10 protein-coding genes are annotated in these 12,363 nt (G+C 70.1%); 1 reads left to right on the top strand and 9 read right to left on the bottom strand.

Translation table 11 applies throughout. The annotated features are described in order from the left end of the window. Nucleotides 1-21 precede the first annotated feature (21 nt). Complete coding sequence (locus MUN74_RS17915) at nucleotides 22-1,359, bottom strand: ABC transporter substrate-binding protein (RefSeq protein ID WP_244853961.1); 1,338 nt, start codon at nucleotides 1,357-1,359, stop codon at nucleotides 22-24. A gap of 171 nt (nucleotides 1,360-1,530) precedes the next feature. On the opposite strand from MUN74_RS17915, the gene MUN74_RS17910 reads away from it, so the two are divergent. Beyond that, complete coding sequence (locus MUN74_RS17910) at nucleotides 1,531-2,250, top strand: GntR family transcriptional regulator (RefSeq protein WP_244853960.1); 720 nt, start codon at nucleotides 1,531-1,533, stop codon at nucleotides 2,248-2,250. Nucleotides 2,251-2,308: 58 nt separating this feature from the next. On the opposite strand, the gene MUN74_RS17905 is transcribed toward MUN74_RS17910, so the two are convergent. From MUN74_RS17905 to MUN74_RS17870, 8 genes are all read right to left on the bottom strand, one after another. Beyond that, nucleotides 2,309-3,097 (bottom strand): GNAT family N-acetyltransferase, encoded by a 789-nt coding sequence (locus MUN74_RS17905; RefSeq protein ID WP_244853959.1) that lies wholly within the window; start codon nucleotides 3,095-3,097, stop codon nucleotides 2,309-2,311. 52 nt (nucleotides 3,098-3,149) lie between these two features. Continuing rightward, on the bottom strand, nucleotides 3,150-4,823 hold the full coding sequence (locus tag MUN74_RS17900; RefSeq protein ID WP_244853958.1) for an amidohydrolase: 1,674 nt from the start codon (nucleotides 4,821-4,823) through the stop codon (nucleotides 3,150-3,152). Nucleotides 4,824-4,939: 116 nt separating this feature from the next. Continuing rightward, complete coding sequence (gene nikE, locus MUN74_RS17895; RefSeq protein WP_244853957.1) at nucleotides 4,940-6,625, bottom strand: nickel ABC transporter ATP-binding protein NikE; 1,686 nt, start codon at nucleotides 6,623-6,625, stop codon at nucleotides 4,940-4,942. Then, nucleotides 6,622-7,485 (bottom strand): ABC transporter permease, encoded by an 864-nt coding sequence (locus MUN74_RS17890; RefSeq protein ID WP_244853956.1) that lies wholly within the window; start codon nucleotides 7,483-7,485, stop codon nucleotides 6,622-6,624. The genes nikE and MUN74_RS17890 overlap by 4 nt, the downstream gene beginning before the upstream one ends. Beyond that, on the bottom strand, nucleotides 7,482-8,435 hold the full coding sequence (locus MUN74_RS17885) for an ABC transporter permease (protein WP_244853955.1): 954 nt from the start codon (nucleotides 8,433-8,435) through the stop codon (nucleotides 7,482-7,484). Before MUN74_RS17885 ends, MUN74_RS17890 begins: the two co-directional genes overlap by 4 nt. Before the next feature lie 50 nt (nucleotides 8,436-8,485). Next, nucleotides 8,486-10,135, bottom strand: a complete 1,650-nt coding sequence (locus MUN74_RS17880) for an ABC transporter substrate-binding protein (RefSeq protein ID WP_244853954.1) — start codon at nucleotides 10,133-10,135, stop codon at nucleotides 8,486-8,488. A 66-nt stretch (nucleotides 10,136-10,201) separates the two neighbouring features. Beyond that, entirely contained in the window at nucleotides 10,202-10,681 is a 480-nt protein-coding gene (locus MUN74_RS17875; RefSeq protein ID WP_244853953.1) for a DUF3237 domain-containing protein, read from the bottom strand. Further along, nucleotides 10,678-12,354, bottom strand: coding sequence for a CocE/NonD family hydrolase (locus MUN74_RS17870; protein WP_244853952.1), 1,677 nt, complete (start codon nucleotides 12,352-12,354; stop codon nucleotides 10,678-10,680). The genes MUN74_RS17875 and MUN74_RS17870 overlap by 4 nt, the downstream gene beginning before the upstream one ends. Nucleotides 12,355-12,363 lie beyond the last annotated feature (9 nt).

Here is a 12,363-nt window from a genome sequence, read left to right as displayed (position 1 = left end):
CGTGATGCTCATCGTCGGTGCTTACTGCGCCAGGAAGGCGTCGCGGTCCGCGTCGACGGCGGCAGTGAGGTCTTCGGGCGTGGTCTTGCCTGCGAGCAGGAGCTGCGTGTTCTGCGTCAGGATGTCGAGCATCGTGGGGCTCGCCCAGTCGAAGTAGGGAACGTAGCCGTCATCGGCGTCGAGCGTCGCGGTGGCCGCGGCTTCGCCGCTCTGGCTGAGCACATCGGGGATGGTGACCTCGTTGAGCATCGGGACGAGGCCCAGGTCGACGGCAGTCTGGCTCGCGTCCTCCGACATGAGGAAGTCCAGGAACGCGGCGGCGACGTCGGGGTGCTCGGCCTTCGCCGAGATCACCATGGCGCCGGGGGCGGCGCCAACGCCGACGGTGGTGTCGTCGGCTGCCTGGGGCAGCTGAATGTATCCGAACTGGTCGAGCTGGTCACCGCTCAGGCCGAGTGCACCGGTGTAGTCGAAGCGGAAGACGCCGTCTCCGTCGAGGAAGTCGGCCAGTGAGGTCTGGTAGTCGATGCCCTCGAAGTCAGGGGTGAGCCAGCCCTTGTGGTTCCAGTCCTCGAGGGTCGTCGCGGCGTCGGTGAGTCCAGTGTCCTCCGCCTTGACGTCAGGGTCGCCGTAGACGAAGTCGTTGATGTCGGCTTCGGCGCCGTAGAGCGACTGCAGACCGAGGAGCGCTGCGGTGTTACCGTCCAGTCCGCTGTAACTGAACGGGATCTCGCCGGCATCCTTCGCAGCGGCTGCTGCCGACTCGAGTTCATCGAGCGTGGCCGGCGCCTCGATGCCGAGTTCCTTGAGCTTGGCGGCGTTGTAGTAGATGCCGATGAGGGACGCGCGGGCGGGAGGCGTGGCGAACCAGGATCCTTCGCCGATCGTGGCGAAGTCGGTCGTGAACTGGTTCTGCCGTGCGATCGTCGTCGGCACGCTGTCGTTCCAGTCATACAGGTCGGCGTACGCGTCGAGGTTGAGCACGAGGCCGGCCTTGGCGAGCGTCCCGAGCGACGACCAGCCGTTGTTCGCGGATGCGATGTCGGGCCCGCCCTCGTCCTGGAGCTGCAGGTTCAGCGTGCTCGTGAGCTGGCCCCAGTCCTCACGAGTTCGGTCGATGGTGACATTCGGGTATTTCTCCTCGAACTGGTCGATGAGGGAAACGATCCACTCCTCCTCGGCCGAAGTCCAGAAGTCCGAGAGCTTGAGCGTGACGTCGCCGGCGGCGGCCACGTCATCGGAGACCGACGTCGGCGCCGCCGGGCCGGGTGTGCTCGCCGCTGGGGCGCACGCGGTGAGTGCGAGCGCCGCCATCGAGCCGATCGCGACCGCCGCGAGGCGGGTCTTCTTCGAGTACATGTTCACTCCGTCGTGGTGTGTGGGGACGAGAAACCTCAACAGGCCTGATGCAGCAGCCCGGACGGCGGGGGGACCGTCACGGGCAAGCTACCACGAATAAACCAGTTATTCCAGTTGTAAACCAATTCTCAAGAATCTTGCACCAGTCTCGACGTGTGGTACCGTGTCGTCGTGACTCTCGCTGCCGCCGCCACGCAGGCCTATGACCAGCTCGCTCAGGAGTTGGACCAGGGCGTCTACGCCGCTGGAACGAGGCTGCCCGGCGAACGCGAGCTGTCTGCACGCTTGGGCGTCAGCCGCGTCACGCTTCGCGCAGCGCTCGCCGCGCTTGAAGACGAGGGCCGCCTCACCCGCTCGGCGCAGCGCGGCTGGTTCGTTCCCGCGAATGTGGTCGGCGAGCCGCCGAGCACCCTGCAGTCGTTCACCGAGATGGCACGCGCCCGAGGGCTGCGACCGACGGCGCGAGTGCTCCGACAAGAGGTGCGCCCGGCCACGTTGTCCGAAGCCGACACCCTCCGCGTCGCGCCCACCTCCCCCGTGATTCAGATCGATCGGCTTCGCGGCCTCGATGGGCGTCCGGTGTGTTTCGATGTCGTCGTCGTGGCCGAGGAACGAGCGCCCCAATTGGCCGATGCTCCACTCGACGACGCCTCGCTCTACGAAACACTTCGCGAGCGCTGCGGCATTGCCATCCACCGGAGCGCGTACAGCGTGATGGCCGCAACCGCCGATGCGTCGATGGCCCGGCTGCTCGACACGGTCGTGGGCGCCGCCGTGCTCATCGGCGAAGAGGTCGCTTACTCGACCGACGGCACTCCCATCCTCCTCGGCACGAACACGTACCGGGGCGACGCCTATCGTTTCCAGGCCGACCTCTTTCGCCGAGCCTGAGCGTTCACGATCTCGTTGCGAGCAGGCGGCTCTCGACGGCAACGGCTGCATCGCTTCGTCAACGCCGGACCATTCGCTCCAGACAGGGCGCGAACCCGGCGGCGCGCAAGCTCATTCGAAACGACACCCCGCTGGGAGACGCCGGCATCACGACCTGGATGGTCCAGCAACCGACACGCTGCAATGCATCGATCGCCTCGAGCGTGGCAAGTTGGTTCGAACCGGCCTCGATCGCTGAAGTGATGAGTACTGCGATTCGATCGGACGACTGCCAAGTGTCGTCAGGACCTGGAACGATCGTCAACTGGAGTCCTGCCTGCGCAACGAGTTCCGACAAGCTCGCAGGCGCCTGCTCAGTTCCTTTCCCGGCGGCTGGTCTTGATCGCATCCAGATCTCCGAGTGCGGCTCGAATCCTTGCCGAAGGTAGAGCGACTTCGCTCGATCGTTTCCACTCATGACGTCGAGCGCGGCGACGAGGCCGCGTCGGCGCACCTCGCCGTCGAACGCCGCCATCAGTCGTGTTCCCAGGCCACTCCCCCGCGCGTCGGGAGCAACGCTCAGCGTCTCCAGCATCCTGCCCTCGGATCCGGCGACGAACTCGTCGAACGCTACGGCGTACCCGATCGCCGTGGATTCCCGCCGGGCGATCCAGAGGGTGGGGTTCGCCTCCCCCGCGAATACACGCTCGTAGTGGGCGCGGCGAAGCGCCCATGTCCGCTCCCGTGGAATGACGGCGAACCCGGCCGCGCCGATGGAGCGATGATGGTCGAACAGCGCCTCCCACAGCGGCGCGACGACGTCGATCGACTCGAAGCCGACTTGGGTGATGGTCGTCCGCGCGCTCACGAAATCCTCCTTCCACGCTCTGGGTGAGTCATCTGTCCCTCACGATACGGGCTCACCGCTCGTACACGATTTCGCCCCCGACTACGGTGACGGCCGTCTGCAGAGAGACGATCGCCTCGGCGGGCAGGTCGAACGGGTCGCCCGTGGCGACCGCGAGGTCGGCTCGCTCGCCGACCCGCACACGGCCCGGGCGGCCGAGCACGAGCTCGGTCGAACCCGACGTGTAGGCCGCGAACGCCTGCTCGAGCGTGAGAGCCTGGTGCTCCGCGTCGAGGGTCGGCGGCAGGGCGCCGGACTCGGCACCCTCGGGCATCGGCGGCGCGGGGGCCTCGGGAGGCGGCGGCGCCCAGCGGTTCACGACCACGTGGATCGCGAGCCACGGGTCGGGAGGTGACACCGGCCAGTCCGAGCCCATCGCGAGCTGCGCCCCGCCGTCGGCCATCGCGCGGAAGGGGTAGCCGGCGAGCATCCGCTCCTCGCCGATCATCGGCACGACGTACGGGTCGGGAGCGGCCCACAGGCCCTGGATGTTCGCGGTGATGCCGAGCGGGCCGAACCGCGCGGCATCCTCGGGCTGCACCATCGAGAGATGCGCGATGTGGTGGCGCGGTGCCTGCGCGTGCACCGGCCCGTTCGCCGCGCGCGCCGCCTCGATCGCGTCGAGCGCGACCCGGATGCCGCGGTCGCCCATGATGTGCAGGTGCAGCGCGAAATCCGCGGCGTCGAGCTGGGCGACGAATGCCCGGATCACCGCCTCGTCGAAGTGCAGTTCGCCGGCGAATCCGTCGCCGTGGTTGCAGTACGGCTCGAGGAGCGCCGCCGTCTCCCCGTGCGGCACACCGTCGATCATCACCTTCGCGGTCGAGGTCGAGAATCCCGCACGAGCATTCCGCTCGCGCAGCTCGACGAACCGAGCGACGAGCGCGGGCACCTCGTCGAGCTGTAGCCCGGGCGCGATCCAAAGCGCACCAGAGACCGCGCTGCGCAGCCCGCCGTCGGCGATACCCTGTAGGTACGCGGGTGTGCAGTCGCCCTTGCCGTTGTACTCGCCGAGGATCGCCTCGTGCCACCCCGTTACGCCTATCGACCACAGGTACTCCTGCGCGTTCAGCAACCCGGCGAGCACCTCGTCGTCGGTGGCCCGTGGGATCGCCCGCCCGACCAGCTCGGCCGCGGTCTCGTTGAGGTAGCCGGTCGGGTCGCCGTCGGCGTCGAGATGGATGCGCCCGTTGTGCGGCTGCGGGGTGTCGCGGTCGACGCCCGCGAGCTCGAGCGCCCGCGAGTTGACCCACAGCGTGTGGTGCCCCGCGTCGCTCAGTGCGACGGGTCGGTCGGGCACGATGGCGTCGAGCTCGTGACGCGTCGGCGTCGGGAAGAGCTCGTGGCTCCAGCCACCGCCCGTGATCCAGCCGGCTTCGCTGCCCTCGGCGGCGGCCCGGATGAGTGCGAGCGTCTGCTCGATGCTCGTCGCGGGCGTCAGATCGAGACTCAGCCGCTCGACCCCCGCGAACGCCGCGTGCACGTGCGCGTCGACGAAGCCGGGGTGGATGACCCCGCCGGCCGCGTCGACGACGCGCGTTGCGTCGCCGCGGAGCTCGAGCACGCGTGCGTCCGAACCAACGCGCACGATGCGGTCGGTCGCGACCGCGACGGCGGTGTGCACAGTGCGCACGCGGCCGTCGAAGACTCGGCCGTTCACGATGACGAGGTCGGCTAGTTCAGTCATGTCGTTCTCGATTCTCTCCGCAAGTGCTGGGTCGGGGATGCCTCCGCCGCGGCATCCCAAGTGAAGCCCGCCTCAGACGAGCCGAAACAGCCTGATCGGCGATCCGGTCGACAGGGTCAGGCGTCGGGGATCATGGCGCTCGATCGGGTGACGGTCGGCAGGGACTGCGTACGACCCAGTCTGCGCCGTCTGGGCGTCCAGCCCTCGCGCGGGATCGAGTCGAGCAGCAGCCGGGTGTACTCGGCCGAGGGTTCGTCGAGGATCTGCGCGGCGGTGCCGCGCTCCTCGATGCGCCCCTGCCGCATGACGACGACCTGGTCGCACAGCCGCCGGATGACGGTGAGGTCGTGCGTGATCATGAGCAGCGCGACGCCTGTCTCGCGACGGATCGAGTCGAGGAGCGTCAGGATCTCGACCTGCGTCGTCACGTCGAGCGCCGATACCGCCTCGTCGAGCACGAGCAGCACGGGGTCTGCCGCGAGCGCGCGGGCGATCGCGACCCGCTGCCGCTGACCGCCCGAGAGGGCGCGCGGCCGGCTGTCGAGCAGCCCGGCGTCGAGGCGAACCTGCGACATGAGCTCCGCGATGCGGGCGTCGACGGCGGCCTTCGCGTCGCGCGGCCGGTGCACCCGCACCGCCTCGACGAGGCACTGCCGCACCGTCTGGCGGCGGTCGAGCGACTGGTACGGGTCCTGGAAGACCATCTGCGCGATCTTCGCGCGGCGCCGCCGTTCGGCGCCGCGGCGCGCGGGCACGCTCCAGTCCTCGCCGTCGACCGTGATCGTGCCGCCGTCGGCGCGCTCGAGGCCGAGCAGCAGGCGCGCGGTGGTCGACTTGCCCGACCCCGACTCGCCCACGATGCCGAGGGAGCCGCCCGGCGCGAGCTCCATCGAGACGTCGTCGACGGCGACGAGGGTGTCCCGGCGGCCGTTCGCACCGCGCACCAGGTACGCCTTGCTGAGGTTCGCCAGCGTCATGATCGGGCGCGCGGCAGGGGCATCCGTCTCGATCGGGGGCGCCTCGTCGAGCGACGCCGACATGAGCACCCTCGTGTAGTCGTCCCGCGCGTCCTGCCGCATGGTCGCGGCGCGGAGCGTCTCGACGATGCGCCCGTGCTGCATGACGTTCACCCGGTCGCAGACGGCCCCGGCGAGCGCGAGGTCGTGCGTGATGAACAGCAGCGAGAGCTCGCGGTGGGCCCGCAGGTCGGCGATGACCGCCATGACCTCCTCCTGCGTCGTCACGTCGAGCGCCGTCGTGATCTCGTCGGCGAGCAGGAGGTCGGGGTCCATCGCGAGCGTCGCGGCGATCATGACGCGCTGCAGCAGGCCGCCCGACAGTTCGGCGGGATGCTGCCGCATGCGCCGGGCGGGATCGGTGATGCCGACCTCGTCGAGGAGGTCCATGGCGCGCTTCGCGGCGGCATCCGGCCTCACGTCGGCGACGTGCACGAGCGCCTCGGTCATGAAGTCGCCGATCGTGCGGAGCGGGTTCAGGTGCGCCCGCGGCGTCTGGAACACCATGCCGAGGCGGCGGGCGCGCAGGTCGCGGAGCTCGCGGGCGCTCATCGCCCCCAGGTCGCGCCCGTCGATGCGGATCGTGCCGCTCGTCGTGAACCCGTCGGGCAGGAGGCCGGCGACGGCGCGCACGGTGAGGGTCTTGCCCGAGCCGGATTCGCCGACGAGGCCGACCGCCTCGCCGCGGCCGACCGCGAGCGTGCTGCCGAAGACGAGCTGACGGGGCCCGTCGGCGCCGGGCGCGAACACGTCGAGGCCCTCGATCTCGAGCACGGGTGCGTTCATCGTTCCTTCTCCTCGGCCCAGATTGTGACGCGCGCGCCGACGATGCCAACGGCGAGGACGGTGACGACGACGAGGATCGCCGGGAAGACCGACTGCTCGGGGGCGCCGGCGAGGATGCTCGCCTGGCCGCTCGAGATCATCGATCCCCAGTCGGGCGCGGGCGGTTGCTGCCCGAGGCCCAGGAACGAGATCGCGGCGAGGTCGAGCATCGCGTACCCGAAGCCCACCGCCATCTGCGCGGCGACGATCGGGATCATGGCCGGCACGAGGTGCCGGAAGCAGATGGCGAGGCTCGACACGCCCTGCACCGTGAGCGCCGCGATGTACGGCTTGCCGAGCTCGCGAGAGGCGGTGGTACGGGTCAGCCGGGCGACGACGGGGACGTAGGCGATCGCGAGCGCGACGACGGGGGCGACGAGCCCCTTGCCGAACAGCGTCACCGCGAGCACCGCGATCACGAGGCCCGGGATCGCGAAGATGACATCGACGAGTCGTGCGATGCCGCCCGACACCCACCCGCCGAACCACGCCGCGGCGAGCGCGAGCGCCACGCCGAGGAGGGTCGAGAGCAGCACCACGACGACGGGTGCGAACACGCTCGCCCCGGCGCCGACGAGCACCCGCGAGCGGATGTCGCGGCCGAGGTCGTCGGTGCCGAAGAGGTGCTCGACGCTCGGCGCGCCGTTCACGGGGCCGACGTAGAGCTCGTACGGGTCGTAGGGCGCGAGCCACGGTCCGGCGACCGCGATGACGACGACGACCGCGAGCACGGCGAGCGCGACGACGAAGGTCCAGTCGCGCTTCGCCGCGCGACGGGCCGCGGCGGGCACCGCCCCCGGTGCGATCTGCGCGACGCTCATGCGAGGGCACCCCCCTCGACGCTCGTCGGGTCGATGAGCGCGCTCACGAGGTCGGCGACCGCGTTCAGCACGACGAAGATCGTTACGAGGAGCAGCGACACGATCTGCACGACCGGCAGGTCGGCACGGGCCGCGGCCTGCACGAGGAGTGATCCGATGCCGCCGAGCCCGAAGGCCACCTCGGCGATCGCGGACGCCGCGAAGAGCCCGGCGATCGTCGTGCCCGCGATCGCGAGGATTTGCGGCGACGCGTTGCGGAAGACGTGCGCCCCGAACACCCGGCGTCGCGGGATGCCGCGCACCCTCGCCGTGTCGACGTGCTCGGAGTGCAGCTGCGCGACGAGCGCGCTGCGGGTGACCCGGCTGATGTACGCGATGAACAGCACCGCGAGCGAGATCGCGGGCAGCACGAGGTGCCACAGGCGATCCCAGGCGCCGTCGCCCTCCCCGTATACGGGGAACCAGCCGAGGCTCTTCGCGAAGATCCAGATCAGCAGGATCGCGACGACGAACGTCGGCAGCGCCATTCCCAGCGACGTCCCCGTCGCCACGGCGCGGTCGACCGCGCGGCCCCTCGTCGCGGCCAGGATGCCGGAGCCCACGCCGAACACGAGGATCAGCACGACCGTCAGCAGCACGAGCTGCAGAGTGATGGCGAACCGCGGCGCCACGAGCGTCGTCACCGCCGTCTTGTAGACGAACGACCGCCCGAAGTCGCCCTGGATCGCACCCGTGAGCCACTCCCAGTAGCGCTGCCAGACCGGGTCGTCGAGGTGGTACTCGGCCCGGATTTCGGCGATGAGCTCGGGCGTCGGCTTGGCGCCCCCGGCGAGCGCCGCGATCGGGTCGCCGGTGAGCAGCACCGCCGAGTAGATGACGATGCTCGCGAGGAACAGCGTCAGCAGCAGGCCGCCGAGCCGCTCCAGCAGCATTCGGGTCAGGGTGTTCACCGCACCGTTCCTCTCTTCGTTCGTCCTCGCGTGCGCGACCGCCGGCCGGCCTACTTGCCGCCGAGGTGCAGCGCCCAGGGGCTGCTGTACGCGGCGACCGACGTGGTGACGCCCGTGAGTTCGTCGTTCAGGTAGGTGAGCTGGTACGTGCCCGCGAGCGTGACCTGCAGCTGGTCGGGGGCGTAGACGGCCTGCGCGGCGACGAACTCGTTCGCGGCCGCCTCGACGTCGGTCGCATTGCGGGCGGCCATCATGTGCGCGGTCACCTCGCCGTCGTCGTAGCCGCTCCAGTTGAAGATGCCGCCCTGCTCGGCGGGCAGCACGAACAGCGACGGGTAGCCGAGCACGCCCGGGGTCTCGAGGTACCCCTGCGTGGCGACGAAGTCGACGCCCTCGCGCTTGGCGGGGTCGTAGAACAGCGCACCGAAGTCGGAGGCCTGCATCTCGTCGATCTCGAGGTCGAGGCCGATCTTCTCGCCGGCGGCCTGCATGATCGTCGCGGTCTGCTCGAACTCCTTGGCGCCCGCGGGCACCGCGACGACGAGCGGCTCGCTCACGTCCTCGCCGCTGTCGGTGACGAGCTGCTTCGCCTGCTCGAGGTCGACCTCGGGGTCCGCGAGCGCGTCGTAGCCGGCCTGGTACACGTCGGCCTCCGCCATCGACTGGAACGAGAACTCCGGCACGAGCGTCTTCTGCACGTAGCCGAGGCCGTTCACGACGGTCTGCAGGTACTGGTCGCGGTCGATGGCGAGGCTCAGCGCCTGGCGGATCTTCGGGTTCGCCGCGGGACCCGTTGCGGTCGTCGGGCCGAAGCTGTACGACGCGGTCGAGTGGCCGATCGTGAGTGTGCCGGCGCCGTCGCCCTCGAAGACCGCGCGCGAGCTCGGCGAGACGTTGATGGCCCCGTCGATCTCGCCCTGCGTGAGGGCGGTCGCGAGGGTCGACCCGTCGTTGACGAAGGTGTAGGTCAGCGTCTTCACGAGCGGTGCGCCGTTCCAGTAGTCCGCGTTCGCTGTCGTCGTGATCGCGCTGCCCGGCTTCCAGCCCCCGTCTGCGAGCTCGTACGGGCCCGTGCACATGAGGCCGCCGTCGGGCGTGCCGAGCGCGTCGCCCGCCGCCTCGCCGAACGCCTTCTGCATGACGGCGCCGCCCTGGCCGGCGAGCGCGTCGCGGAAGGTCGAGTCGGGGGCGACGAAGTGCACGGTGACCTCGTTCGGGCCGGTCGCGACGATGCCCGTGGCGGGATCGGGCACGACGAGCGCGAAGGCGCCGTACCACTGCGACTCGGGGTTCATGCCCTGCTGCAGGCTGTAGACCACGTCGTCGGCCGTCACGGGGCTGCCGTCCCAGAACGTCACGTCGTCGCGCAGCTCGATGACGAAGGTCACCGGGTCGACGAACTCGGCGCTCGTCGCGATGCCGGGCTCGATCGAGAAGTCGGGCTGCAGCGAGAGCAGGTTGTCGCACAGGTTGGGGATGATGAGGTTCGCCGACGCGGCCGGGTTCAGGGTGGCGGGCTCGCCCTCGGCGATCGCCCAGGTGACCTCGTCGACGGCCTTCGTGCCCGCGGGCAGCGCGTCGACGATCGTGAGCTCGCCGGGGTCGCCATCGACATCGGCGCTGTCACGCGGGGTGCACGCGGTCAGGGCGAGCAACGCGGCGCAGGCGACGGCGCCTGCCGCGAGTCGGGTTCGGTTCATGGTGGGGGTCCGTTCGGTTGGTGATGCGGGGTGATGGGGTCGTGTGGGGATGTCGCGGCCGGGGATTCAGGCGAGCAGGAAGACGCGGATGCAGACCTGGCCGTCCTCGTCGCGGGCGAGGCCGACGAACTGGTGCTCGGCGAGCCAGCGGTGCTGGGGCGCGTCGGTCTGGAAGACCGGCGCGGTGCGGAAGTAGAGGCCCGGGTCGTCCTCGGGCACGTGCTCGCCGCGGTCCATCCGCTCGAGCACCCCGGGGGTCGCCCGGAAGTAGCCGCGATTGAGGATGTCGACCACAGCGCCGTCGTCGGCCCGGATCAGGTATCGGGCCTCGAGCTGGGCGGTGCCGAACCGCTCGACCGCCCAGTCCCCGCCGCCCCCAAGCACCTCGCCGTTCAGCCGCGGCCCGGCGACGCTGCCGCCCGACACCGGGGTGAACGAGAGCTGCTCCTCGGGCCCGCGACCGATGTGGAACTCGGGGTCGATCGTGGCGCGGATCTCGAAGACGTACTCGAGGCGCGGCCACGATGCAGCGGCAGTGGGATTCACGGGAGGTCTCCATCGAGGACGGTGAGGGTGAGCTCGAACCCGTCGGCGCCGCCGACGACGAGCGACTGGGCGTTGGCGCGGGTCTCGCCCCAGGTCCATGGATCGGCGCCCGTGCCGGTCTGCGGTAGGAACTCGGGGTAGTCGCTGCTCGAGACGTGCACCCGCAGCCGGTGCCCCGCCCGCAGGCGGTACCCGACGTGGCCGAGGTCGATATCGACGACGGCGGGGCCGTCGGCGTTGTTCGCGTCGAGCAGCTGCACCTGGCCGCGCGCGATGCGCAGCGCACTGCCGTCGGGGGCGACGTCGAGCACTCGTACGAAGCAGTCCATGACCGGCCCGTCCGAGGCGATCCGCATGCGAGCCGAGACTGGACCCGCGAGATCGACGTCGGCGGCGAGCGGCGGGGAGTCGAAGTGCAACACGTCGGCACGCTCGCTGAGTGCCGCCTCGTCGGGAAGGTACAACAAGAAGGAGAACGCGTCGGGCACACTCGACGGCACGAGGTCGTCGGGATCATGGACCCACGCGAGCACCGTCTCATCGGCGGCGGGCTCGACTGCGAGGCCTCCCTCGCTGGTCGCGTACCGGATGACGCGACGCGCACCTGCGGGCGGCCATGCCGCGCTCTCGCGCATGCCGTCGGTGCCTGCGAGGTTCCAGGTGACGCGAGGCAGGCAGCCAGCCGATCCATTGCCGCGCACGAAGACCTCGAAGAAGGCGAGCGCGGGGTCGAGGATGCGCGGCAGGAGGTCGCGGATCTGCTCGTCGCTGCGGTCGGCGACGCGGTCGCCGTCGGCCTCGAACAGCTGATAGCTCTCGTGATCGATCGACTCGATGCGCAGGTAGTGATGCGCGTCCCAGTTCGGGCGGCGCGAGATCTGTTCGACGTCGGCCCACGACAGTGGAGCGCAGTTGTCCCACCACCCGATGGTGTGCAGCGCTGGTACCGATCGTCCGGCGAACGGGTCGCCGTTCGGGAAGCGGCGCAGCACGACCGGGTTCGGGTACCACTGGTCGTAGCTCAGCCCGCGGGCACCGACCTCGGCCATGAACTCCTCAGCCTGGGCCGCGAAGTCGCGACGCGTCCAGTCGGGCTCCCAGTGCAGCGTGTCGTTGGCGAAGAAGTTCGTGAGCGGATACATGTAGGTGACCCCCCACTCGACCGGGCGCGTGCGCTGCTCGGCGTTCCGGCGCACCGGCTCGCCGAGGCCGGTCCCGGTGACTCGCGGCGCGATGGCCTTGAGCGCCGGGTGCCCGCTCGCCGCGGCGGCCCACTGCGTGTAGCCGTAGTAGCTGTCGCCCCACATCGCGACGCTGCCGTTCGACCAGGACTGCTTCGTGATCCATTCGATCGTGTCGTAGCCGTCGTCGACCTCGTTGACGAAGAGCAGCGCGTCGCCCTCGGAGCGGAACTTGCCGCGCACGTCCTGCGCGACGACCCGGTAGCCATGCTGCGCGAGGTACTCGGCGACCTGCGGGATGAAACAGTAGACGCCCGACTTGTCGTACGGCAGGCGGATGAGAATCGTGTCGCCCGGCGCGGAGTCAGTGGCGTTAGGTGCACCGGGCAGGTAGACATCACCGGCGAGCAGCACCCCATCGCGCATCCGGACGCGCACGGGTTGCGAGAGCGGGCTCTCGGGCGCCGGGGGGATGCGCTGGATGTCGGTCATGTCACTCCT

It is taken from the genome of Agromyces sp. H17E-10 (genome assembly GCF_022919715.1).
Classification (GTDB): Bacteria; Actinomycetota; Actinomycetes; order Actinomycetales; family Microbacteriaceae; genus Agromyces.
This window is presented reverse-complemented; position numbering and strand designations above follow the sequence as displayed.